Source organism: Streptomyces cinnamoneus, assembly GCF_014650495.1.
Lineage (GTDB): Bacteria > Actinomycetota > Actinomycetes > Streptomycetales > Streptomycetaceae > Streptomyces > Streptomyces cinnamoneus.
Window position 1 is genome coordinate 76,726 of sequence record NZ_BMVB01000002.1, and the last position, 23,174, is coordinate 99,899.

At 71.3% G+C, this 23,174-nt stretch carries 20 protein-coding genes, 2 tRNA genes, 1 other RNA gene and 1 pseudogene; 8 read left to right on the forward strand and 16 right to left on the reverse strand.

Going from position 1 to position 23,174, the window contains the following annotated elements:
* Positions 1–121 precede the first annotated feature (121 nt).
* Entirely contained in the window at positions 122–1,048 is a 927-nt protein-coding gene (locus IE182_RS02870; protein WP_190108026.1) for a metallophosphoesterase, read from the forward strand.
* 84 nt (positions 1,049–1,132) lie between these two features.
* Positions 1,133–1,206, forward strand: a tRNA-Pro gene (locus tag IE182_RS02875).
* A gap of 338 nt (positions 1,207–1,544) precedes the next feature.
* On the opposite strand, the gene IE182_RS02880 is transcribed toward IE182_RS02875, so the two are convergent.
* Entirely contained in the window at positions 1,545–1,781 is a 237-nt protein-coding gene (locus IE182_RS02880; protein ID WP_190108027.1) for a hypothetical protein, read from the reverse strand.
* A 450-nt stretch (positions 1,782–2,231) separates the two neighbouring features.
* Between IE182_RS02880 and IE182_RS02885 the strand changes: the two genes are divergently transcribed.
* Positions 2,232–3,908, forward strand: a complete 1,677-nt coding sequence (locus IE182_RS02885) for an Eco57I restriction-modification methylase domain-containing protein (protein ID WP_190108028.1) — start codon at positions 2,232–2,234, stop codon at positions 3,906–3,908.
* Here the strand turns inward: IE182_RS02885 and IE182_RS02890 are convergent.
* A complete protein-coding gene (locus tag IE182_RS02890) occupies positions 3,905–4,609 on the reverse strand; it encodes a PaeR7I family type II restriction endonuclease (RefSeq protein ID WP_190108029.1) in 705 nt (234 codons plus the stop codon). The genes IE182_RS02885 and IE182_RS02890 overlap by 4 nt on opposite strands.
* A 139-nt stretch (positions 4,610–4,748) precedes the next feature.
* Here IE182_RS02890 and IE182_RS02895 point away from each other — a divergent pair, with 139 nt between their 5' ends.
* Complete coding sequence (locus tag IE182_RS02895; protein WP_190108030.1) at positions 4,749–6,590, forward strand: S9 family peptidase; 1,842 nt, start codon at positions 4,749–4,751, stop codon at positions 6,588–6,590.
* Here IE182_RS02895 and IE182_RS02900 read toward each other — a convergent pair.
* The 9 genes and pseudogenes from IE182_RS02900 to IE182_RS32680 form a co-directional block, all read right to left on the reverse strand.
* The gene (locus IE182_RS02900; RefSeq protein WP_190108031.1) at positions 6,529–7,428 is read right to left on the reverse strand and encodes an SURF1 family protein; all 900 of its coding nucleotides are present in this window, start codon (positions 7,426–7,428) and stop codon (positions 6,529–6,531) included. The two genes, IE182_RS02895 and IE182_RS02900, sit on opposite strands and share 62 nt — an antisense overlap.
* A gap of 61 nt (positions 7,429–7,489) precedes the next feature.
* On the reverse strand, positions 7,490–8,536 hold the full coding sequence (locus tag IE182_RS02905) for a hypothetical protein (RefSeq protein ID WP_190108032.1): 1,047 nt from the start codon (positions 8,534–8,536) through the stop codon (positions 7,490–7,492).
* Positions 8,533–9,243: a SigE family RNA polymerase sigma factor gene (locus IE182_RS02910; RefSeq protein WP_190108360.1), complete on the reverse strand. Its 711-nt coding sequence runs from the start codon at positions 9,241–9,243 to the stop codon at positions 8,533–8,535. The genes IE182_RS02905 and IE182_RS02910 overlap by 4 nt, the downstream gene beginning before the upstream one ends.
* 412 nt (positions 9,244–9,655) lie before the next feature.
* Positions 9,656–10,768: an aspartate-semialdehyde dehydrogenase gene (locus IE182_RS02915; RefSeq protein ID WP_190108033.1), complete on the reverse strand. Its 1,113-nt coding sequence runs from the start codon at positions 10,766–10,768 to the stop codon at positions 9,656–9,658.
* Entirely contained in the window at positions 10,765–12,036 is a 1,272-nt protein-coding gene (locus tag IE182_RS02920; RefSeq protein ID WP_190108034.1) for an aspartate kinase, read from the reverse strand. Before IE182_RS02920 ends, IE182_RS02915 begins: the two co-directional genes overlap by 4 nt.
* Before the next feature lie 110 nt (positions 12,037–12,146).
* Positions 12,147–12,725 (reverse strand): Uma2 family endonuclease, encoded by a 579-nt coding sequence (locus IE182_RS02925; RefSeq protein ID WP_190108035.1) that lies wholly within the window; start codon positions 12,723–12,725, stop codon positions 12,147–12,149.
* 47 nt (positions 12,726–12,772) lie between these two features.
* On the reverse strand, positions 12,773–13,762 hold the full coding sequence (locus IE182_RS02930) for a hypothetical protein (RefSeq protein ID WP_190108036.1): 990 nt from the start codon (positions 13,760–13,762) through the stop codon (positions 12,773–12,775).
* Between the two features lie 176 nt (positions 13,763–13,938).
* Positions 13,939–14,241 (reverse strand): DUF397 domain-containing protein, encoded by a 303-nt coding sequence (locus IE182_RS02935; RefSeq protein WP_190108037.1) that lies wholly within the window; start codon positions 14,239–14,241, stop codon positions 13,939–13,941.
* Positions 14,238–15,058, reverse strand: a pseudogene (locus IE182_RS32680) (helix-turn-helix domain-containing protein). Before IE182_RS32680 ends, IE182_RS02935 begins: the two are co-directional and overlap by 4 nt.
* Positions 15,059–15,241: 183 nt before the next feature.
* On the opposite strand from IE182_RS32680, the gene IE182_RS02945 reads away from it, so the two are divergent.
* Positions 15,242–15,460, forward strand: coding sequence for a hypothetical protein (locus tag IE182_RS02945; protein ID WP_190108039.1), 219 nt, complete (start codon positions 15,242–15,244; stop codon positions 15,458–15,460).
* On the opposite strand, the gene IE182_RS02950 is transcribed toward IE182_RS02945, so the two are convergent.
* The 5 genes from IE182_RS02950 to ffs all read right to left on the reverse strand — a co-directional run bounded on the left by IE182_RS02950 (position 15,441) and on the right by ffs (position 19,791).
* The gene (locus IE182_RS02950) at positions 15,441–16,100 is read right to left on the reverse strand and encodes a DUF5063 domain-containing protein (RefSeq protein WP_190108040.1); all 660 of its coding nucleotides are present in this window, start codon (positions 16,098–16,100) and stop codon (positions 15,441–15,443) included. The two genes, IE182_RS02945 and IE182_RS02950, sit on opposite strands and share 20 nt — an antisense overlap.
* The gene (recR, locus tag IE182_RS02955; protein ID WP_190063850.1) at positions 16,093–16,692 is read right to left on the reverse strand and encodes a recombination mediator RecR; all 600 of its coding nucleotides are present in this window, start codon (positions 16,690–16,692) and stop codon (positions 16,093–16,095) included. Before recR ends, IE182_RS02950 begins: the two co-directional genes overlap by 8 nt.
* Before the next feature lie 44 nt (positions 16,693–16,736).
* On the reverse strand, positions 16,737–17,072 hold the full coding sequence (locus tag IE182_RS02960) for a YbaB/EbfC family nucleoid-associated protein (protein ID WP_190108041.1): 336 nt from the start codon (positions 17,070–17,072) through the stop codon (positions 16,737–16,739).
* 232 nt (positions 17,073–17,304) lie between these two features.
* Complete coding sequence (locus tag IE182_RS02965; protein WP_190108042.1) at positions 17,305–19,575, reverse strand: DNA polymerase III subunit gamma and tau; 2,271 nt, start codon at positions 19,573–19,575, stop codon at positions 17,305–17,307.
* 121 nt (positions 19,576–19,696) lie between these two features.
* An RNA gene (ffs, locus tag IE182_RS02970) (signal recognition particle sRNA small type) lies at positions 19,697–19,791 on the reverse strand.
* 111 nt (positions 19,792–19,902) lie between these two features.
* On the opposite strand from ffs, the gene IE182_RS02975 reads away from it, so the two are divergent.
* The 3 genes from IE182_RS02975 (at position 19,903) to IE182_RS02985 (ending at position 23,170) form a co-directional block, all read left to right on the forward strand.
* Positions 19,903–19,990: transfer RNA gene (locus IE182_RS02975), tRNA-Ser, on the forward strand.
* Between the two features lie 218 nt (positions 19,991–20,208).
* The gene (locus IE182_RS02980; RefSeq protein ID WP_229844564.1) at positions 20,209–21,276 is read left to right on the forward strand and encodes a PP2C family protein-serine/threonine phosphatase; all 1,068 of its coding nucleotides are present in this window, start codon (positions 20,209–20,211) and stop codon (positions 21,274–21,276) included.
* Positions 21,277–21,682: 406 nt separating this feature from the next.
* Positions 21,683–23,170 carry a helix-turn-helix domain-containing protein gene (locus tag IE182_RS02985; protein ID WP_190108044.1) on the forward strand — a complete coding sequence of 496 codons (1,488 nt, stop codon included), beginning with the start codon at positions 21,683–21,685 and terminating at the stop codon, positions 23,168–23,170.
* Positions 23,171–23,174: the final 4 nt, after the last annotated feature.

Consider the following 23,174-nt stretch of genomic DNA (forward strand, 5'->3'; position numbering starts at 1 on the left):
CCCCGCGCACGCCGGGGATTTAACGGCCCGCAGCCACCCGGCCGCGCGCCTGCGGCCGTAACTCCCTTGCCGCCCCCGGCCCGTGACGCCGCACCCACCCGGGTCTGCGACGATGGGCACCATGCGTGCGCGATACGGAGTACCCCTGGGAATCACAGCGGTCGGCGCGGCGGGCCTCGCCTACGCCGCCGGCTTCGAAGTCCGTTCCTTCCGGCTGCGGCGGGTCACCGTGCCCGTGCTGCCGCGGGGCATGCGGCCGCTGCGGGTGCTCCAGGTCTCCGACATCCACATGGTCGGCGGCCAGCGCAAGAAGCAGCGCTGGCTGCAGTCGCTGGCCGGGCTCCGCCCGGACTTCGTGATCAACACCGGCGACAACCTCTCCGACCCGGAGGGCGTGCCCGAGACGCTCGACGCGCTCGGCCCGCTGATGCGCTTCCCCGGCGCCTACGTCTTCGGCTCGAACGACTACTACGGCCCCAAGCTGCGCAACCCCGCCCGCTACCTGATCGAGAAGGCCACCGGGCGGCACGGCCTGAACGGCAACGCCCCGGCCGTCGGCGTGATCCACAACCCGTGGGAGGAGCTGCGCGACGGCTTCGACGCGGCGGGCTGGGTCAACCTGACGAACACCCGCGGCTCGCTCAAGATCGACGGCATGGAGATCGCCCTCACGGGCCTGGACGACCCGCACATCAAGCGCGACCGGTACGAGCACGTGACGGGCGGCCCGCAGCAGGGCGCCGACTTCTCGATGGCGGTCGTCCACGCCCCGTACCTGCGGGTGCTGGACGCCTTCACGGCCGACCAGTACCCCCTGATCCTGGCCGGGCACACGCACGGCGGCCAGCTGTGCATCCCGTTCTACGGCGCGCTCGTCACGAACTGCGACATCGACACCCAGCGCGTGAAGGGCCTCTCCACCCACCAGGCCGGCGGCCACCGGTCCTACCTCCACGTCTCCGCGGGCTGCGGCACCAACCGCTACACCCCGGTCCGCTTCGCCTGCCCCCCGGAGGCCACCCTCCTCACCCTCGTCCCCCGCGACTGACCCCCACGCGGCCCCCACCTGCACCTCCCCGAGAACCGGATTTCGCCTCCGGGCCCGATTCCGCTAAAGTAGAGCTCGTTGCAGCGGGGTGTAGCGCAGCTTGGCAGCGCGCTTCGTTCGGGACGAAGAGGTCGTGGGTTCAAATCCCGCCACCCCGACTTGGTTGCACCAGCTCAGGGCCCTGATCCTTTCGAGGATCAGGGCCCTGAGGCGTTTCCGGGGCGTTCGGCAGTCCCACCTGGAGTGACCTTGGAGTGGATCTTGGAAGGCGGAATCCCGGAGGACTCGCTACCGACAGGCCTTCAGCAGCACATCGAGCGCACGCACCGGTGATGCAGGACACATCGCCTGCCGCGCTTCCAGCGCTCTGGTCGTACCGCGCCGCTTGTTTGGCATGGGAGAAATTGGGCCGACGGCCAGTTGTCGTTGGCGAGTTCGGTCGGGGACAGCCGGCGAGCCGCTGGTTGCCTGCTGGGCCGTAGGCGTGCGTCCGGGGTCAGCGAGCGGGCTTGCTGGAGGGCTGTCCGGCGGTGGGTCGTTGTTCCAGGGCGATGTCCACGCCGCGGGCGCTGTGATGGAAGGCCGGGGAGAAGCCGGCGCGGATGAGGGCCTCTTCCTGGGATGCGGCAGTGCGGGTGGCGGCCTCGCGGGCGCCGGAGGAGAGGTGGTTGCAGGTGATGTGCCAGACGCGCGGCGTGTGGGCCTCCATCATCTGCGGCCAGGACCGCCACACCACGTCAATGGTGACGATTTCGTCGGTCCACGCTGAGGGGCTGGTGTTCCCCCACGCTCCGAGACCGAGCCCGATGACCGGCGGCACCCACCCAGCCGCACGTATCCAGCGGGAGCGGGCAAGGCCGGCGGACTCGCCGGATATGACAGCCGTGGGGAGGTGGGGCGAGGTAGCTGTCACCGTGATGCTTTCGTCGCCGGCACACCCGCACCGGGCGGTGCCGGGCCGGGCGGCGAACAGCACCGTGTGCAATACCGAGCAGGATGCGCCCCCACATTCGGTACATTATGTGCAATATCCACCTAATATCCAAAATGGCGACGGCCGCGACCCTGTGCAGTCCGGCCAACCAGCGGTGGCCGTGCAGCGTTCCTCGATCCCTGTGATGATCCGATTACGCGCTGTGGATGAACGAGAAGGGCGCGGAGACCGGGGCGGTACTGTCCTGAGGTGGCAACTATCGCGCTGTTCGGCACCGACGACCTCCCTCTTCCCGCGTCTCTGCAGGAGGCAGTGGAGCACGGCGAGGTGTTCACCCGGGCCTGGGTGGTGGAGCTCATCCTTGATCTCCTCGGCTACACCCCGGACAAGGACCTCTGCGATCTGAGGCTTACGGAGCCGGCTTGCGGCGGCGGAGCGTTTCTCGGTGTGGTTGCCTCCCGGATCAGCGCGTCGTGCCGGTTGCACGGCCGTCCCGTCACGGACGCGATCGACGCCGTGCGGGCCTTCGACCTCCTGGATCACAACGTGGAGCTGAGCCGGGGGCTGGTCCGGCAGACGCTGCAGGACGAGGGATGGAAGCAGAAGGACGTCAAGCGCGTGGCCGCCGCATGGGTGAGGCAGGGTGATTACCTCCTCCAAGCGGACGAGGAGCACCGCGCCGACTACGTGGTCGGCAATCCTCCCTATATCCGCCTCGAAGACGTTCCTGACGCCCGGATGGCCGCATACCGTGACAGCTGCGCCACCATGGGCGGCCGGGCGGACATCTACGTCGGCTTCTACGAAGTCGCTCTGAGGAGCCTCACCCCCGGCGGGAAGCTGGGCTTCATCTGCGCGGACCGCTGGATGCGGAATCAGTACGGCCGCCGACTGCGCCGCATGGTGACGAGCGACTTCAGCATGGATCTCGCCCTCGTGATGCACGAGGTCGACGCGTTCGACGAGCAGGTCTCGGCCTATCCGGCGATCACGGTGATCTCGAACCGGCGGCAGGGTGTGGCCGTCGCCGCGGACACCACTCGCTCGTTCGGTGCCGAGCAGGCCCGCGACTTCGCCGCTTGGTACGCGGCCGACGGCCCGGCGTCGGTCGCGACAGCCGCATACCAGGCCGCTCGCATGCCCCACTGGTTCCCCGAAGAGGACTCCTGGCCGGCCGCTTCGCCCGCGCGACTGGCAGTTCTGGAAGAGCTGACGGAGCGCTTCCGGCCGCTGGAGGATGCCGGGACGGGGACGCGCGTCGGGATCGGCATCGCCACCGGCGCCGACAAGGTCTTCCTCACCCAGGACAAGGGCCTGGTGGAGGACGACCGTCTCCTCCCCATGGCCATGGTCCGTGACACCACCAGCGGCAAGCTGGACTGGACCGGCACGTATCTCGTCAACCCCTGGACGGCCGACGGCGATCTGGTCGACCTCACCGCCTACCCCCGGCTCGCCCGCCACTTCGAGAAGCACAGCGAGGTCCTGCGAAGGCGCTACGTCGCGGTCAAGCAGCCCCAGCGCTGGTACAAGACCATCGACAAGGTCGACCACCGGCTCACGCGCAGGCAGAAGCTGCTGTTCCCGGACATGAAGCTCCGGATCCACCCCGTGCTCGACGAAGGCGGCCTGTACCCCCACCACAACCTGTACTTCCTCGTCTCCGACACCTGGGACATGCGCGTGCTCGGCGGCCTGCTGCTGTCCAAGGTCGCGGAGGCGTTCGTGGACGCGTACGCGGTCAAGATGCGCGGGGGCACCCTTCGCTTTCAGGCGCAGTACCTCCGCAAGATCCGCGTCCCGGATCCGGGATCGATCGGCGAAAGCGACAGGGAAGCCCTGGCGCAGGCCTTCGAGCGCCGTGACGTGAAGGCCGCCACCGACGCCGCCTTGCGCGTGTACGGACTCACCGCGTTGCCGGACTAGTCGCCCAGCATGGCCTTCACCAGCTTCACCCGTCCTTCGATCGCCACCTGAAGCGTCCGCCCCGTGGCCGTCGCCAGGGGCTCGCCGTAGGTGACGCTCCCGTCGTCGTTCCGCTGCGTGGTGACGAACCAGCCGCCGTGGTAGACGCCTTCGCCGATGAAGCGGCGCAGCATCTCCTGGTAGCGCTGGTTGTAGGAGAGCCCTTCGAAGGCGGAGTCCGTCGGGAACAGGGCGCTCGTGGCGCGCCCTTCCGTCTCGGTCTCGTCCGTCTCCTGGAGGACGAAGACGTAGCCCAGCCACGGCGGGACGTCGCCGAAGGAGCCGTTCTTCTTCTGAGCGGCGTCCAGATCGGTCGCGCTGCCCAGCGCCTCCTCGAAGCGGTTGCCGAAGTTCTTCCCCACGCTGCCGACCTGGGACTTGAACTCGAAGGCCGCGACGAGAGCGCCCTTGTAGATCACGACAAGGTCCCACTGCTTCCGCACCCGGTAGTACCCGGGCAGGTAGGGCCGCCCGGTGTGGATGCAGTGCTCGGGGATGCCGCAGTCGAGGAATGCCTGCTTCACCAGGTTCTCAAGGGTCTTCATGTGGCCATTGGCGCGGGCCTCTCCCCCTGCGGCCCCGCCGTCCGCCAGCTTGCCCTTCTGGTTTCCGCGCGTGAACCAGAACTCCTCGATCGCCTTACGGATGCCCTTCGGGTCCATCTCGTCCCCCTCCTGATCGTCGGTCGCCGCCGATCAGTGACCGCCGTGGCGGCGGCGATGATCAGCAGCCCAAGTCTGCTGCACCCTGAGCTCTGGTGCCGCCCACCGCGATGTCAGTGCCGCAGCGCAGAATGGGGGCATGGCTGAGAGCAACGGGTTCCTGCAGGGGGAGGCGGTCGGGGTGGGCTGTGTGCCGGAGTGGGAGCAGCGGTTCCGGGCGCCTCGGGTCGGGTTGCCGCGGTGGGCCAAGGGGGCCCCGGACCGGGCGTTGTTCACGTCCAACGCGACGGGGACCTACGAGCTGTACGCCTGGGACCGGGCCACGGGCGGGCAGCGGCAGGTCACGGACCGGCCCAACGGGACGACGGGCGGGGTGCTGTCGCCGGACGGGGAGTGGATCTGGTGGTTCTCCGACACCGACGGCGACGAGTTCGGCGTGTGGGTGCGGCAGCCGTTCCACGGTGGGGCGGACGAGCCGGCGGCGCCGGGGCTGGAGCCCTCGTATCCGGACGGGCTGGCGCTGGGCCGGGACGGCACGGCGGTCATCGGGCGGTCCACGGACGAGGGCGGCTCGTCGGTGCACGTCGTGCGCCCCGGCGGTGAGATCGCCGAGGTCTACCGGCATCAGCAGTCGGCCGGCGTGGGCGGCCTCTCCCACGACTGCTCGCTGATCGCGATCGAGCACACCGAGCACGGCGACGCCATGCACTACGCGATCCGGGTCGTACGGACGGACGGCTCGGTCGTCGGCGAGCTGGACGACACCCGGGGCGGCACCGAGGAGCTGGGCCTGGCCGTGATGGGGTTCGCGCCCGTCGAGGGGGACTCCCGGCTGCTCGTCGGGCACCAGCGGCGCGGCCGCTGGGAGCCGATGCTCTGGGACGCGGTCACCGGGGAGGAGACGGCGCTGGCCGTCGACCTGCCGGGCGACCTCGACGCGGCCTGGTTCCCCGACGGCACCGCGCTGCTGATCGACCACAGCCACCACGCGCGCAGCGAGCTGTGGCGGTACGAGCTGGCCGACGGCGGGCTGAGCCGCCTGGAGACGCCGCCCGGCACGGTCTCGGGGGCGCTGCCCCGGCCGGACGGGACGGTCGAGTTCCTGTGGTCCTCCGCCGCCAAGCCGCCCGTCGTGCGCTCGACGGCCGGGCACGTCGTCCTGACGGCCCCCGCCGTCCCCCACGGCATCGAGCGGGCCCCCGACTCCGTTCCCGTCTCCGACCTCTGGGTCGACGGGCCCGGCGGCAGGATCCACGCACTGGTGCAGAAGCCTGCGGGTGAGGGTCCCTTCCCGACGGTCTTCGACATCCACGGCGGCCCGACCTGGCACGACAGCGACGCCTTCGCCGCCGAGCCGGCGGCCTGGGTGGACCACGGCTTCGCGGTCGTCCGCGTCAACTACCGCGGCTCCACGGGATACGGGCGCGCCTGGACCGACGCGCTCAAGCACCGCGTCGGGCTCATCGAGCTGGAGGACATCGCGGCGGTGCGCGAGCACGTCGTGGCCTCGGGGCTCGCCGACCCGGAGCGGCTCGTGCTGGCCGGCGGCTCGTGGGGCGGCTACCTGACGCTGCTCGGCCTGGGCACACAGCCCGAGGCGTGGGCGCTGGGGCTGGCCGCGGTGCCGGTCGCGGACTACGTCACGGCCTACCACGACGAGATGGAGGCGCTGAAGGCGCTGGACCGGACCCTGCTCGGCGGCACGCCGGAGGAGGTGCCGGAGCGTTTCGCGGCGTCGTCACCGCTGACGTACGTCGACCAGGTGCGGGCCCCGGTCCACATCTCCGCCGGGATGAACGACCCGCGCTGCCCGATACGCCAGGTCGAGAACTACGTGGAGCGCCTGGCCGGGCGCGGCCATCCGCACGAGGTGTACCGCTACGACGCGGGGCACGGCTCGCTGGTGATGGAGGAGCGGATCAAACAGCTTCGGCTTGAGATCGATTTCGTCGAGCGCCATCTGAGCCGCCCGCACCGCTAGGCCCGTCCGGGCCGGCGGGACCGCCCGGTCCCGCCGGCCCGCCCCGGTCCTCGTCCGAGGGGCCGGAGGTGATGCCCAGGGCCACGTCCTGCGCCGCCTCCACCTCACGGCGGTACAGCCGGAACCACATGAAGACCACGAAGCCCGCGAAGACGAACCACTCGCCGGTGTAGCCGAGGTTCTGGAACGCCTTGAGGTCCAGGCCGCTGTTCGGAGCGGCGGCCGGAGGCACGGCGGTCAGCGGGGCGGCCGCCTCGGACACGGTGATCCACGCGTCGTACACCTCGTACGGCACGAGGTTGACCAGCGAGGCGGCGCTGATCACGCCGAGCCGGCCCTGCGGCAGGCCGCCGGAGGTCCGTACGCCCTTGGACGACGGGCTCTCCGACGCCTGGAGCGCTCCCGTCACGGTGACCTCGCCGGCCGGCGGGGCCGGGACCTTCGCGGTGTCGTCCCCGGAGCCCGCGTCGCCGGGCAGCCAGCCCCGTACGACCGGCAGGGCCTTGCCGCCCTCGGTGCGCAGCATCGTGAGGACGTAGAAGCCCTTGCGGGAGTCCAGGTCGCGGTCGGGGACGAGCAGCTGGTGCTCGGTGTCGTAGCGCCCGGTCGCACTCGCCCGGCGGCCGGAGGTCTCGGTGCTCACCGGCAGCAGCCGGCTCAGGGGCACGGCGTCGGCCGCCCGGGCCTCGTCGGCCTGGGTCTGCCGGTCGCGGTGCGTGTCCACGCGCGTTTCGAAGCGGCTGAGCTGCCAGCTGCCCATGAACAGGCAAAAGGGGATGGCCAGCGCCACGAAGACGTTGATTCCCCACCAGCGGGGAGTCAGCAGGAACCGATACACACCACCACGGTACGGGCAGCGTCGTCACCGCCGTCCGGCGGGTGCGCCCGGGCCGCAGGCCCTACGCCGCCGGGGGTGCCGCCAGGGCGCCGGTGCGGTAGATCGTGCCGGCGCAGGCGTCCGGGATGGTCGTGTCGGCGGCCTTCGGCTCACCGGCCTCGGGGGTGTGGCTGAGAACGACGCTCGCCGGGGGGCGGGCCGGCGCGGCGTCCTGTGCGGCCGGCGGCTGCTCCTCGGCGGCGGCCGAAGCGCCCGGAGCGGCGGACGGGCTGGGCTGCGGGGCCGGGGTGGGGCCGGGCCGGCTGCAGCCGCTGCGGCCCCCGTCGGCCGAGGGGACCCACGCGAACTTGACCTCGTACGCCTGGCCCGGCTGCAGGATCACCTGGGTGGGCTCGGTGGACGGGTCCGGCAGTCCGGACGCCGCGTCGCCGACGGTGTGGTCCACGACGGAGACCCGCGAGCTCTCGGCGCTGCCCTGGGCGTGGGCCGCCACCACCCCCGCCCCGGCGACGGAGCAGACGGAGTGCGAGACGTTGACGACGCGGAAGGCGCCGTAGACGCGGCCGTCCTTGTCGGCGGCACCGACGCTGCCGACGCCCTTGCCGAGCTGGTTGCGGTCACAGGTGGGGGAGGACGCGGCGAGCGTCGGGCCGGCCGCCGGGGGCGCGCCGCCCGTGGAGCCTGCGGGGCCGGCGGCGCTGCCGTCGTTGCGGCCCTCCTCGCCCTTCTGCCCGTCCTCGCCCTTGCGCTCGTCCGGCCCGGCGGTGGTCTCCCCCGCCCTGCCGTCCGCGCCGCCGGTGCCGCGCCGGCCCTCGGACAGCTCGTGGGTGCGCTGGCGGCTGCTGGCCGCATTGGCCGGACGGTCGTCGGCGGTGCCCACCGTCGTCGCGACGTGGATCAGCGCCGGCATGGCCGCCACTCCGAAGATCACTGCGGCGGCGACGCCCACCGCCGCCTGCCTGCGGCGGGTACGCCGCACCGGCACCGCACGCTGCAGGTGCTCCAGCGCGTCGGCGGAGGGCTCGATGTCGTCGACCGCGCCGTGCAACAGCCGCCGCAGCGCCTGCTCGTCCAGCTCGCCCCCACCGTCACGGTGCTGGTGGCTCATACCGGCGCCTCCATGGCGATCCGGAGCGCCGCGATGCCGCGCGAGCCGTACGCCTTGACCGAGCCGAGCGAGAGGCCCAGGGTCTCGGCGACCTGGGCCTCGGTCATGTCGGCGAAGTAGCGCAGGACGAGGACCTCGCGCTGGCGGCGCTGCAGTCCACGCATGGCTTTGATCAATTGGTCGCGCTCCAGCTGTTCGTACGCCCCTTCCTCGGCGCTCGCCATGTCGGGCATCGGCTTGGACAGCAGCTTCAGCCCGAGGATGCGGCGGCGCAGCGCGGAGCGGGACAGGTTGACGACGGTCTGCCGCAGGTAGGCGAGCGTCTTCTCCGGCTCGCGGACGCGGTTGCGCGCGGAGTGCACACGGATGAACGCCTCCTGCACCACGTCCTCGCAGGAGGCGGTGTCGTCCAGGAGCAGGGCGGCGAGACCGAGCAGCGACCGGTAGTGGGCCCGGTAGGTCTCGGTGAGGTGGTCGACTGTGGTGCCCGCTGCCATCGCCTCGTCAGCGTCCCCCCACGGCGCGGGCGCCGCCGTGGGCATCCCGGCGGCGGACAACTGCGCTGTCGGGGACGGGGCGGCGGCCGTCGGCACGCCCCCCACGGCGGACGTCTGCGGGGGCAGCTGCGCCGGGCGGGCGGCCGGCCAGGGAGCGATCACCGGCATACCGCCCGGTGCTGCGGTACGCGGGCGCCCCGGGGCGCCCATGCGCCGCGGGACGGTTGCGATGCTGATGACCTCTGCCACGCCTGTTGGACACGCTTCCCCCCGTCAGGGTTGTACGCGCAAGGCACCGCGGTAGCGATTGATGACGCTTCGTCAAGCGATGCGCCCTTTGCCCTCATGCGTACCAGCTCTTCCTTGATGCCCCGAATGCCCCGGTTTTGAAGCCGTCATGAGAGACGGCAACAAAGACGCTCCCCACCCCGGCTGCGGTTGCGGCGGGACGGGGAGCGCACGGTCGGACAGACCGATCGTCCGTCCATTTCTAGTCGATCGTCCGCCCAGCCCGAGCTCGGATTCAAGCGGTCTGGACCAACGAGTTGATCACACAACCTTCACCCGGCCGCCCGTATTCCTACCGGGCTCCTCCCCGCCGTCCCCCCGGGCGTCCCAAGTATTACTGAGCAGTCAGCTCCGTCGCCACGACTTCCGCGATCTGTGCGGTGTTCAGAGCGGCGCCCTTGCGCAGGTTGTCACCGCAGACGAACAGCTCCAGCGCCGTCGGGTCGTCCAGCGAGCGCCGCACCCGGCCCACCCACGTCGGGTCGGTGCCCACCGCGTCCGCCGGCGTCGGGAACTCCCCGTCGGCAGGGCTGTCGCACAGCACGACCCCCGGAGCGTTGGCCAGGATCTCGTGCGCCCGCTCGACGGTCACCTCGTTCTCGAACCGCGCGTGCACGCTCAGCGAGTGCGTCGTGATCACCGGTACGCGCACGCACGTCGCGCTCACCCGCAGTTCCGGCAGCCCCAGGATCTTGCGCGACTCGGCGCGCACCTTGAGCTCCTCCGAGGACCAGCCGTCGGCCATCAGCGACCCGGCCCACGGCACCACGTTCAGCGCCACCGGCGCCGGGAACGGGCCCGCGTCGCCGACCGCCCGCCGCACGTCCCCGGGCCGCGTGCCCAGCTCCGTGCCGGCCACGGCCTCCATCTGCGCGCGCAGTGCGTCCACGCCCGCCCGGCCGGCGCCCGACACCGCCTGGTACGAGGCGACGACGAGCTCGGTCAGCCCGAACGCGGCGTGCAGCGCGCCCACCGCGACGATCATCGACAGCGTCGTGCAGTTCGGGTTGGCGATGATGCCGCGCGGCCGCACCCGGGCCGCGTGCGCGTTCACCTCGGGCACCACCAGCGGAACGTCCGGGTCCATCCGGAACGCCGCCGAGTTGTCCACGACCACCGCGCCCTTGGCCACCGCGATCGGCGCCCAGCGCGCGGCGACGTCGTCCGGCACGTCGAACATCGCGACGGCGACGCCCTCGAACGCCTCCTCGCTCAGCGCGACGACCTCGACCTCCTCGCCCCGGACGGTCAGCTTCCGTCCTGCCGAGCGCGCGGAGGCGACGAGCCGGATCTCGCCCCATATGTCGGCGTGCCGGGAGAGGATCTCCAGCATCACCGAACCGACCGCGCCGGTGGCACCGACGACGGCCAGCGTGGGCCGGGTGGAGCGGGCGCCGTCCGCAGTCGTACGCACGACGCCCGCCCCGCCCGGGCCCACGGACGTCATCGGCCGGTGCCTCCGTAGACGACGGCCTCGTCGCTGTCGGTGTCCAGGCCGAAGGCCGTGTGCACGGCCCGCACGGCCTCGTTGACGTCGTCCGCGCGCGTGACGACCGAGATGCGGATCTCGGAGGTCGAGATCAGCTCGATGTTCACGCCGGCGTTGGACAGCGCCTCGAAGAACGTCGCCGTGACGCCCGGGTTCGTCTTCATCCCGGCGCCGACCAGCGAGATCTTGGCGATCTGGTCGTCGTACCGCAGCGAGTCGAAGCCCACGCGGGACTTCGTCTTCTCCAGCGCCTCGATGGCCTTGCGGCCCTCGGTCTTCGGCAGGGTGAAGGAGATGTCCGTCAGGCCCGTGGAAGCGGCCGAGACGTTCTGGACGATCATGTCGATGTTGATCTCGGCGTCGGAGATCGCACGGAAGATCGTCGCCGCCTCGCCCGGCTTGTCCGGTACCCCGACGACCGTGACCTTCGCCTCGGAGGTGTCGTGCGCGACACCCGAGATGATCGCCTGCTCCATCGGCTGGTCCCCTTGCGGTTCGTTGCTGACCCAGGTGCCGCGCAGCCCGGAGAAGGACGAGCGGACGTGGATCGGGATGTTGTAACGGCGTGCGTACTCGACGCAACGGTGCAGCAGCACCTTGGAACCGGACGCGGCCAGCTCCAGCATGTCCTCGAACGAGATCCACTCGATCTTGCGGGCCTTCTTCACGACCCGCGGGTCGGCGGTGAAGACACCGTCGACGTCCGTGTAGATCTCGCACACCTCGGCGTCCAGCGCGGCCGCCAGCGCGACGGCGGTGGTGTCGCTGCCGCCCCGGCCCAGGGTCGTGATGTCCTTCTTGTCCTGGGACACACCCTGGAAGCCCGCCACGATCGCGATGTTGCCCGCGTCCACGGACTGCTGGATGCGGCCCGGCGTGACGTCGATGATGCGCGCTTTGTTGTGGACCGAGTCGGTGATGACTCCAGCCTGGCTGCCGGTGAACGACTGCGCCTCGTGACCGAGGTTTTTGATCGCCATCGCCAGCAGCGCCATGGAGATCCGCTCTCCGGCGGTCAGCAGCATGTCGAACTCACGTCCGGCAGGGATCGGGGAAACCTGCCCGGCGAGATCGATCAACTCGTCCGTCGTGTCGCCCATCGCGGAAACCACGACGACCACCTGGTGGCCGTTCTTCTTGGCTTCCACGACTCGCTTGGCGACCCGCTTGATGCCTTCGGCATCGGCAACGGAGGAGCCTCCGTACTTCTGCACGACAAGGCCCACGTGCGCTCCTCGCAGCTATACATATGCGTAATGCGGTCGGGTCCGAGTCTAACGAGCGGCCGGAACGGGCCGCGCCGGTGTCACATGGTGAGATTTCCGGTCGTAGGCCGTCAGTCGGCGAATTCCTTCAGCTCCTCGGTCTCCAGGACGATGCCGACGGGGTCGGGGAGCTCGATGCGCTCGCCGAAGGACCGAATGATGATGCTGCGGTACTCGCCCTTCTTCGGCTCCGTGTGCACGGTGATCACGCACCGCTCGCGGTCGACGAGGAGATACACGGGGATGCCCACAGCCGCGTACCCGTCGCGCTTCTCCCACCGGTCCCGACGATCGGTGTCGGAATCGCGCGAGGTGATCTCGACCGTCATCAGCACACCCTTGGGATCGGCCCACTCTCCCTGGCCCGCGAAGTGCTTCCGGGGTGTGAGGGAGCCGTCCGGGCGGGCCCGGCCCCTGCGGTACGTCTCTACCTTCAGCCCCTGCTCAAGGTAGAGACGAAGATCCGGTCGCTGCTGCATGCACTGCTCCAGCAGCCACATGGCGATCTCGCCGTGGTTACCGTCCGGCACCGGCTTGACCTCTACCTTTCCGTTGATGAACTCAAGCCGGACGGTCTCCGGCGCCCTGTGGGCAAGCTCCTCGAACTCTTCGATGGACAGCAGTGGCTGGGCGGTCATCCTCGGGGTCATGGCGTCGCCTCCTCCACTCCATGGTGCCCTCGCCAAGGGCGGCGCGGTCATGTACGCGCCTTACGGGCGATACCGGCCGCAGCGCGGAGGACGTCGACGCGCCGCGTGACCTCCTCGGGCGGCAGGGCCGACCAGTCGTCCTGCCCGTCGCCCCAGGGGTCCTCGGACAGAAAGGTCTCCGGGATGTCCGGGGGGACCTGCGCACACTTCGCGCACTCTCCGTCCCCCATGGCAGTGGCGATATCCACATTGCTGCAGCAGATGCACGCCTGCATGCTCGTACTCACATACGAGGGCGGCGCGGAGCGGTCGTTGTAGGCCGGTACGGGCCTCGGGGGCAGAGGCGGCATTTTGGTCTCCAGTCGTTTGCGTACGAAGCCGGCCGGGCTGTGGATCTGCGGCGGCAGCCCGGCCGTGACCGCCGCCACCAGTTGTTCCGTGGTGATGTGACGGCTCAGCCATTCCGCTGCGAGGGGTTCGAGATGGGCGCACTCGGCGGCCGAGAGCGTCAGCCGGGGGTCGGCGTGGCGGAGGGCGACCAGGGCCCCGTACGCGCGGGAGCGCCGCGGTGCGGGGGCCTCACGGACCGGACCGGGTACGGACTCGGCTTCCGGCTCGGTTTCCGGCTCGGGGGCGCCCTCCGTGGGCACCTCGCCGCGCTCGAACCGCTTCCACCACTCCCCCGAGCGGGCGGTCCGGGAGAAGAACGTCCGCGTCACCCAGCGCACGCCGCGCTCTGTGGTGGCAGCCACCTGGCGATAGAACACGTGCCCGGCATCCTTCAGGCGCCCCAGCGCCGTCCGGCACGCCAGTTGGCCATAGTCCGGCAGGACTTTGGCCAGCGTCTTCGCGTCCATCGCCGCCCCTTCGGGCAGCCGGTCGATGAACGCGGCGATGGCCGCCTCACGCCTGGGCAGATGTGCGAAGTCGTCGCCGGTGGGCGGCTCCTGGTCGGGCGCGTTGCGCTTGCCGAAGCCGGGATTGGCCATGGGGTGTGCGGGGGCGGGCAGGGCAGCACTAAGGTGGGCAACAGCCACGGATCGACTCTCATTCGATCTCGGAGGTCAGACCCCGGTTGGTGTTGTCAGCACCGGCCGGGGTTGTTTGTTGCTCGCACGCTAGGGCGTCGGCACGCCGCGTCGCAACCCGATCACCCAAAGTCATCCCGCTTGTGGTAAAGGCGACTTGGTGGTGGGTGGGTGGGAGATAGCTCCTACCGACCATTCCTTGAAAGCAGGGCTCGGGTCTCGGAGCTCGGGGCGTACCGCAGAAATGCCGCCCAGGCGACGGGGGTTACATCGAGTCTCGGAGCTCGGGGGTCGAGCTTCGAGTCCCGGACGAGGACGGCGTGGGGGCCGGTGGCGACTTCGACGCAGGCCTCGCCGCCCTCATCGCTGTAGCTGGACTTCCGCCAGGCAAAGGCGACTTCAACGCAGGCCTCACCGCCATCGCCGCTGTAGCTGGACTTGAACCATTCCAGCGCCTCGTAACTACCTATCGCACACTCGCGGTTCATAGCTCCCCTAGCGTCTTCTCCAGCAGACTCACCGTGTCTTCCGGGGTGAGGGCCTGCGACCGCAGGATGGCATAGCGCATGTTCAGCTCCGAGACGCACTTCGGGTCCGCGAGCAGCACGCTGGCCTTCTGGCCCTCGAAGTAGACCAGTCGCTGGTGATCCTGGGTCTCCAGCACATACAACGGGCCAGACAGGCCTGCATGCGTCTCGCGACGCGTCGGCATGATCTGAATGTCCACATTCCGCAGCCGGCGAGTTCGAGCAGATGACGCAACTGGCCCCGCATGACTTCCCTGCCACCGATCCACCGCTCCAGCGTGACCTGCTCGACCACGGCATTGATCACCGCACGCGGAGTCCGGTGCAGCAATTGCTGGCGCTCCGTACGAGCCGCTACGCCCTCCTCGATCTCGTCGTCATCGAGGACTGGCCGATTGCTCCGGAACACCGCCTGTGCGTACTCCTCAGTCTGGAGAAGACCCGGAATCACATGGTTCTGGTAGATCCCCAGCGACGCGCACTCCGCCTCGTATCGCGCGTACTCCTCGAACCAGTCCGGGAATTTGCTCTGCACAATATGCTCAGCCGCATCCCGCAACAGCCCACCCGCGTTGCACAACAACTCAGCGGCATCGACGAGTTGGAGCTGCGGCTTCCGCCGCCCCTGCTCCACCGACTTCACCAACTCCACCGAGTACCCGGCCTCCTGGGCCAGTTGCTCCCGGCTCACCCCCGCCCGCTTGCGCCAGCCCATCAACTGGCTGCCGAACATCCGCATGGTCGCCGACCTGGTCTGCGCTTGCCTGTCGCCCGACATGTTTCTCCCCTCCGGCCATTCCCCGCCGGCCGCGTCTCACACGCAGGTTAGACACGATCACGCATCGTGTTTGCGGTAAGAGCACAAATCACCCCGCGAGCCGGGCGCGAGCGTCCGCACGCCGTCGCGCGTTCGGCGCCGGACACCGACAGTGGAAGGGAGGCGCGGCTCTGGGAGGCAGCGATGATGTACGACCGCAAGGCCGAGGCAGACATGCGGCTGTATTCGGAGAAGAAGGCGGCCGAGCTGGCACAGAAGCGCCGCGAGGCCGAAGCCGAAGCGGCACGGTCCCGGGCCGATGCCGAAGCCGCTGAGGAGACGGGGGCCGAAGCCGACCCCGAGCTCGACGACAGCGAAACGGAATCGGCCCGCGGCCGGGGGATCAGCTCCCCAGGGACCTGATCCCCAGCGGGCCGCCGATCTCCGCCGCCATGACCCGCCCGGCCTCCTCGGCCAGCTGCTCGTCGACCACCGCGTCCGTGTCGAGCCCGTCGAGCTCGGCCAGCGGCTGGTCGAGCCGGACGTGCGCGACCAGCGACTGCAGGGCGCGCAGGCAGGCGGAGGCGGTGGGGCCCCAGTTGGAGAGGTAGGAGAACTGCCACCACCACAGGGCCTCGCTGACGCGGCCGTCGCGGTAGTGCGCCATGCCGTGCCGCAGGTCGGTGATGATGTCGGCGAGGTCGTCGGAGATCCGGGACGCGACAGGCGCGCTGCGCGGCACGTAGGGGTCGAAGACCTCGGAGTAGACGTCCACCGGGTCGAGCATGGCCGCGAACCGCTCGCGCAGCTCGTCGACGTCCGGCTCGGGGCCGACGTCCGGCTCGTACGGCTCGTCCGGGAGGAAGTCCTCGTGCGCGCCCAGCCGGCCGCCCGTGAGGAGCAGCTGGGAGACCTCCAGCAGCAGGAAGGGCACGGCACTGTCGGGTTCGTCGCCGCGGGACACCTCGGCGACGGCCACGATGAAGCTCTCGATCGAATCCGCGACGGAGACGACGAAGTCGTCCGGGTCGCGCTTCGCGTCGTGCAGCGTTGCGTCAGACATCGAGAAGTCGTCTCCCTTCGAAGGCACGCCCGAGCGTGACCTCGTCGGCATATTCAAGGTCGCCGCCGACGGGCAGGCCACTGGCCAGCCGTGTGACCTTCATCCCCATCGGCTTCACCATGCGGGCGAGGTACGTGGCGGTGGCTTCTCCCTCAAGGTTGGGGTCGGTGGCCAGGATCAGCTCGGTGACCGTGCCGTCCGCGAGCCGGGCGAGCAGCTCACGGATGCGCAGGTCGTCCGGTCCCACGCCCTCGATGGGGCTGATGGCCCCGCCGAGCACGTGGTAGCGGCCGCGGAACTCGCGCGTCCGCTCGATGGCGACGACGTCCTTGGGCTCTTCCACGACGCAGATGACGGCGAGGTCGCGGCGCGGGTCCTGACAGACCCGGCACCGCTCCTCCTGCGCCACGTTGCCGCAGACCGCGCAGAACCGGACCTTCGCCTTGACCTCGGTCAGCGCGTGGGCGAGCCGGCGGACGTCGGCCGGCTCCGCCTGGAGGATGTGGAACGCGATCCGCTGGGCGCTCTTGGGACCGACGCCGGGCAGCCTGCCCAGTTCGTCGATGAGGTCCTGGACTACGCCTTCATACACGGATCGGGTTCTCCTTCTGCGATGGTCGGGGGCTCAGCCGCGGGTCAGAACGGCAGGCCGGGGATGCCGCCGCCGAGGCCCTGGGCGAGGGGGCCGAGCTTCTGCTGCTGCAGCTGCTGGGCGGTCGCGTTGGCGTCGCGCACGGCGGCGAGGACGAGATCGGCGAGGGTCTCGGTGTCCTCCGGGTCCACGGCCTTGGGGTCGATGACCAGGCCCTGGAGCTCACAGGCACCGTTGACGGTGGCCTTCACGAGGCCGCCGCCCGCCGTGCCCTCGACGAGGGTGCGCGCCAGCTCTTCCTGGGCCGCGGCGAGGTCCTGCTGCATCTTCTGGGCCTGCTGAAGCAGCTGCTGCATGTTGGGCTGGCCACCGGGGATCACTGGTTCGCTCCTGGCTGTCGACAACTAATTGCTTCGGTAGCCCGAGCCTACGTGCTCCCCGGGCCGCGCGCCCTACGCCGCAGGAACGAGACCGGGAGCGCCCGGAAGCGTAGGGGGCGCCTTCCCGGACGCTCACCGTCCGGGCACCGGGCGACCACCCTCCGCAGCCACGCTGCCGCTGATCAGGGGCAGATCAGGGGCAGATCAGCGGCCGATCGGCAGCGGCACCCGGCTATTCGTTGGCGATCTCTTCGATGACCGTTGCGCCCAGCTCGCGGACGATCAGGTCGTGGCCGGTGAGGGCGGTGTCGTCGAGGTCGGGGTCGTCCTCGGCGGGCACGTCGTCCTCGGGTGCGACCGGCGGCGGCTCGGGCTCGCGGTACTGCTGCGCGGGCCCGGCCGAGGGGGCGGACGGTGCGGGGCGCGACGAGGGGCCCGGCGCCGGGGCGGCCTGCGGCGCCGGCTGGGAGACCGCGGCGGGGGCGTGCGGCGGGGGCGGGCTGTACGCGACGGAGGGGGCGGGGGCACCGCCACCGAAACCACCACCGGCACCGCCACCGAAACCGCCACCAGCACTGCCGCCGAAGCCTCCGGCGGGCTGACCGCCGCCCCCGGAGGGGTCGACCACCATTTCGGTCTTCCACGGCACGCCGAGGTCGCCGAGGGCCTGCCGCAGCACGTCCTCACTGCCGCTGTTGGTGAAGCTGTCGCGGGCTCCGGCGTTGGAGAAGCCGACCTGCAGGGTGGTGCCGTCGAAGCCGGCGACCTGGGCGTTCTGGCTCAGGAGGATCCACGTGAAACGGCGGCGGTTCTTGACCGCCTCCAGGATGTTGGGCCACATCTGGCGGGCCTGCCCGACGTCGCCCTGGGCCATGGGCTGGGCCTGGGCCTGGGGCGGGGCGTACGCGCCTCCGGCGGCGGCCGGGGCGGGGGCAGCCGGGGCGGCGGCCGCGGAGGGCCAGGCTCCGGCCGCGGAGGCCGGGGCGGGGGCCGCGGGCTGGGCGGCGGTCGGCCAGGCCCCGGCCTGCGGCGCGGCAGGAACGGCAGGCGCGGAAGCAGCCGGGGCTGCGGGAGCAGCGGCGGGGGCGGCCGCGGCGGGCCAGGCCCCGGGCCGGGGGCCACCGGGAGCCGCCTGGGGCCCGGCAGCGGGCGGCGGCGCAGGCGGCGCGGCCGGGGTGGCAGGAGCCGGGGCGGCCTCGGGCGCGCCCGTCACGGCCGCACGGGCGGCCGCGGGCCCGGAGAGCCCGGCGCCGGCCGGAACGGTCGCGGGGGCCTGGGCGTGGGCGTCGGGCCCAGGGACGTACCCCACGGCCGGGGCGGCGGCCGGGGCGGCGGCCATGACGGCGCCGCCGCGCTCCAGCCGGTCGAGGCGGGCCCGTACGGAACGTTCGTCGTCGAAGGCGGCGGGCAGCAGGACGCGGGCGCAGATGAGCTCCAGCTGCAGGCGCGGGGAGGTGGCGCCGCGCATCTCGGTGAGGCCCTCGTTGACGAGGTCGGCGGCGCGGCTGAGCTCGCCGGCGCCGAAGACGGACGCCTGGGCCTGCATGCGCTCGACGACGTCGACGGGGGCGTCGATGAGGCCCTTCTCGGCGGCGTCGGGGACGGCGGCCAGGATCACCAGGTCGCGCAGCCGCTCCAGCAGGTCGGCGACGAACCGGCGCGGGTCGTTGCCGCCCTCGATGACGCGGTCGACGACCTCGAAGGCGGCCGCGCCGTCGCCCGCGGCGAAGGCGTCGACGACGGCGTCGAGCAGCGAGCCCTCGGTGTAGCCGAGGAGGGAGGTCGCCATGGCGTATGTCACACCGGCTTCGGTGGCGCCGGCGAGGAGCTGGTCCATGACGGACATGGAGTCACGGACGGACCCGGCGCCGGCCCGCACGACGAGCGGCAGGACGCCGTCCTCGACGGGGATGGCCTCGCGCTCGCACACCTCGCCCAGGTAGTCACGCAGGGTGCCCGGCGGGACGAGGCGGAACGGGTAGTGGTGCGTGCGCGACCGGATGGTGCCGATGACCTTCTCGGGCTCGGTCGTCGCGAAGATGAACTTGAGGTGCTCCGGCGGCTCCTCGACCACCTTCAGCAGGGCGTTGAAGCCCGCCGAGGTGACCATGTGGGCCTCGTCGATGATGTAGATCTTGTAGCGGCTGGAGGCGGGCCCGAAGAACGCCTTCTCCCGCAGCTCACGGGCGTCGTCCACGCCACCGTGGGAGGCGGCGTCGATCTCGATGACGTCGATGGACCCGCGTCCGTTGCGCGCGAGGTCGACGCAGGACTGGCACTGTCCGCACGGCGTCGGGGTGGGGCCCTGCTCGCAGTTCAGACAGCGCGCGAGGATGCGCGCGCTGGTCGTCTTTCCACAGCCGCGCGGCCCGCTGAACAGGTACGCGTGGTTGACCCGGTTGTTCCGCAGCGCCTGCTGCAGCGGGTCGGTGACATGCTCCTGCCCGATGACCTCGGCGAAGGACTCGGGACGGTAGCGGCGGTAGAGCGCGAGGGACGACACACCTACGACGATATCGGGCCCCGCTGACAAGTGGTCTCGCTCACAGATCTCCCGGCCCCGGGGCCCCGGGAAGCGGCCCGGGAAACGACCCTGGAAGCGGCCCTGAAGCGGCCCCGGAAACACAAGGGCCCCCCACGCACCCGCCAGAGCCCACTTACCCTTGCTGCCTTCCGGCCCTGGGGGAGTTGGGTGAGATAGCGCCACGTGAGGGGCTTGCCCCCCAGCCTAGCGGATCGCCGGGGGTGCTCGGCCACCCCTCGCCCCTCCCCGCCCTCCCCGAGCGCACGTGTTCGCGAGCACCCCTCGGAGTCTTGTATTGTTTGCGGCGGAGGATTCGCCTAGAGGCCTAGGGCGCACGCTTGGAAAGCGTGTTGGGGGCAACCCCTCACGAGTTCGAATCTCGTATCCTCCGCCAGTGCCTCACCGGGCACGAACCGAAGGGCCCCACCGTTCGCGGTGGGGCCCTTCGGCGTTTCCGTGATCGCGGCTCCGGTGGCCTTCCCGCCGCACGGCGGCGGCCGGCTCCGGCCCATCAGGGAGCTATGTCCACTTTATATAGATATGCTATACGATGTGATCAAGCTCGGACGGCTGCGGCTCCGTCGTCGCTACGGCCGGGGGCCGCTCACGCTGATGTCCCCGGTGATCCTGACGGTCGTCATCGCCAGCCTGGCGTACACCACACCCAAGGAGATGGCCTTCAGCCGCCTCCTGCCCGCGGCGCCCGCCCTGGCCGCCGCCATGTGGCCCGTGCTCCCCACGGTCCTCCTGGGCACGGTCTGCCTCTTCCTCATGATCGGTCTCGGCATCGTGTTCCCGGGCCTGGGGACGTGGTGGACGGCGGCGGGCATCGTCGCGGTCACCGTCGCGGCCGCGTACGGCAGCCATGCCCGGCTCCAGCGGGAACGGACGCTCTTCCAGGTCCGGCTCGTCGCCGACGCGGCGCAGCAGGTGGTGCTGAGCCGGATGCCGCGCCGCTTCCGGGACGTGGAGATCGAGGCGCTGTACCTCGCGGCCGCGGCGGAGGCGCGCATCGGCGGCGACTTCTACGAGGTGGTCGAGACGCCGGACGGGGTCCGGCTGCTCATCGGTGACGTACGGGGCAAGGGGCTGCCGGCGGTCGGTTCGGCCGCAGCGATGGTCAACTCGTTCCGGGAAGCGGCCTACGACGAGCCCGATCTGGGGAGCATCGCGCGGCGCCTGGAGGCCAGCAGCTCCCGCTACAGCGCCTCGTTTCCCCCCGAGGATTTGATGGAGACCTTCGCCACCGCCCTCCTCGTCGAGATCCCGCACGAAGGCGGCCGCATCGAGGTCCTCAACTGCGGGCACCCCCCGCCGCTGCTCCTCAACCACGGGCAGCTCCGCGTCCTGGAGCCCACCTCCCCCTCGCCGCTCCTCAACCTCGCGGACCTGATCGGCGACCGCTACAGCATCGACACCTTCGGCTTCGCCCCCGGCGACCAGCTGCTCCTCTACACGGACGGCGTCAGCGAGGCCCGCAACCGCAACGGCGAGTTCTTCCCCCTCGCGGCCTGGATGCGGCAGCAGCCCGCGGCGGCGCCCCGCGAGCTGCTGGACGCCTTGCACCGCGACCTCCTCCACTACAACCGGGAAGGTCTGAACGACGACATCGCCGCCCTCGCCGTGCGCTGGTGCGAACCCTCGGAGCCGCCCGGCGTCCGGGAGGACCGGCCCGCCTGAGCGCACCCACCCGTGGCCCCGGTGGTCACCACATCAGGGCGTCGGCCGTGAGGACCGCGGAGGCGGTGAGGCCGGCGATACGCATGGTGTCTCCTCTCGGTGCTACGGGTTGGTGCTACGGGTGGCTTGGACGCCGGGGTGGACGTCAGATGTGGCAGAGAAGCGCCACGAACGTTCCGGTGGACATGGCGAGCACTCCCAGGGCCACGACATCGATGGTTTCGAGGCGAAGGCCGAACCTGCTCCGCACGGCAACTCCTGTCGTCTGCAATGCCCACAGCCTGTGAGGTGGCGCGTTTCCGCAGCAAGGGACGCCCGACCTTTGGGGACGCTGGAACGGCTGCATATAGTCCGACCTGGGGGAATGCCGCGCCCTGGAACGCGGTGCCGGGACGGGGGTTGTCACATGGCCGGGGGGATCGACGCGTTCGCCGCGCTGCTCGGCGAGCTGAAGGACCGCTCGGGGCAGAGCTACGGCGCTCTGGCCAAGCGGCTGCACATGAGTACCTCCACGCTCCACCGGTACTGCAACGGCGCCGCCGTGCCCGGCGAGTACGCCCCCGTCGAGCGCTTCGCCCGGCTCTGCGGAGCCTCGCCGGACGAGCTCGTCGAACTGCACCGCCGGTGGATCCTCGCCGACGACGCGCGACGCCGTAAGGCGGCGCCGGGCACCGCTTCCCCGGCAGAGGCGGGGGCAGCGGCGGTGGCGGCGGCAGTGCCGGACGCCGCGCCCGTGGCCGCGCCCGCAGCCGAGGAAGCCACGGAGGCCACGGAGGCCACGGAGGCCACGGAGGCCGCAGCAGAGAACGAAGCCGGCGCCGCGGAAGACGCGGAAGAGACCGTCGCGCGTGCCCGGCCCGCGGCCGCCGTGGCCGGGGTGCCGGCCCGCCCCCGCACCGCATCCCGCCGCCGGTTCCGGCTCGCCCTCATCGCCGCCACCGTCGTGGCCGTCGTCGTGCCCACGGCCGTCGTCGCGGGGTACGCGGCCACCGCCCCGCGCCCGTCCCACGCCGGCGCGGACCCCTCCCCGTCCGGACGGGACACCGGTACCGCCCACCGCCCTCCCTCCCTGCGTCCGGGCAACCCCCTGCTCCCGAACCACATGACCGGGTCCACGTCCCCGTCCGCCGCCACCGGCTCTCCCGACTCTCCCGGCTCCCCCGCCTCCTCCGGCTCTCCTGCCCCGGAAGCCGGCGCGCCCGACCGGCCCGTCCCCGACGGGGGCGAGCACCCCGCCGGCACCCCTGACGCCGCCCCCTCCGGATTGCCCTTCAGCGTCGACGTACGCCCCTACGTCCTCACCGACCGCTGCGACCAGCTCTACGTGACGGGCCGCCGGCCCGCCGAAGTCCCGGAGCCGCCGCCGGGGCAGGACGCGCGCAGCTGGGCGACCGCGGTGCGGGCCGTGCCCGGCGGGCGGATGCGGATCGAGGTGACCGTGCAGGGCAAGGGCAGTCAGGCCGTCGTCCTGCGCGCGCTGCACGTACGCGTGGTGGGGCGGTCCGCGCCGCTGGACTGGCCGGCGTACGTCATGGGCGAGGGCTGCGGCGGCGGGCTCACCCCGTCCTTCTTCGACGTCGACCTGGACCGCGACCGCCCCACCGCCCGGCCCACGGCCGGGCAGCAGGGCGACATCACGGTCCCGGCCACCGACTTCCCCTACCGGACGTCGTCGACGGACCCGCAGGTGCTGGACGTCCTCGCCCGTACCGACGGGCACGACGTCAGCTGGTACCTGGAGCTGGAGTGGAGCAGCGGCGACCGGCACGGGACGCTGCCCATCGACGACGGGGGCCGGCCGTTCCGCACCAGTGCCGTCAAGAACCGCCCGCAGTACATGTACCGGCACGACCTCCGCGTCTGGGAGCCGCTCCCCGACGACGCGCGCCGCTGACCCC

Coding starts and splice junctions, on each gene's coding strand:
- IE182_RS02870 (WP_190108026.1), top strand. CDS start 122: ATGCGTGCGCGATACGGAGTACCCCTGGGAATCACAGCGGTCGGCGCG.
- IE182_RS02890 (WP_190108029.1), bottom strand. CDS start 4,609: ATGGACCCGAAGGGCATCCGTAAGGCGATCGAGGAGTTCTGGTTCACG.
- IE182_RS02895 (WP_190108030.1), top strand. CDS start 4,749: ATGGCTGAGAGCAACGGGTTCCTGCAGGGGGAGGCGGTCGGGGTGGGC.
- IE182_RS02905 (WP_190108032.1), bottom strand. CDS start 8,536: ATGAGCCACCAGCACCGTGACGGTGGGGGCGAGCTGGACGAGCAGGCG.
- IE182_RS02910 (WP_190108360.1), bottom strand. CDS start 9,243: ATGGGCGCCCCGGGGCGCCCGCGTACCGCAGCACCGGGCGGTATGCCG.
- IE182_RS02915 (WP_190108033.1), bottom strand. CDS start 10,768: ATGACGTCCGTGGGCCCGGGCGGGGCGGGCGTCGTGCGTACGACTGCG.
- IE182_RS02925 (WP_190108035.1), bottom strand. CDS start 12,725: ATGACCCCGAGGATGACCGCCCAGCCACTGCTGTCCATCGAAGAGTTC.
- IE182_RS02935 (WP_190108037.1), bottom strand. CDS start 14,241: ATGAACCGCGAGTGTGCGATAGGTAGTTACGAGGCGCTGGAATGGTTC.
- IE182_RS02945 (WP_190108039.1), top strand. CDS start 15,242: ATGATGTACGACCGCAAGGCCGAGGCAGACATGCGGCTGTATTCGGAG.
- IE182_RS02950 (WP_190108040.1), bottom strand. CDS start 16,100: ATGTCTGACGCAACGCTGCACGACGCGAAGCGCGACCCGGACGACTTC.
- IE182_RS02980 (WP_229844564.1), top strand. CDS start 20,209: ATGTCCCCGGTGATCCTGACGGTCGTCATCGCCAGCCTGGCGTACACC.
- IE182_RS02985 (WP_190108044.1), top strand. CDS start 21,683: ATGGCCGGGGGGATCGACGCGTTCGCCGCGCTGCTCGGCGAGCTGAAG.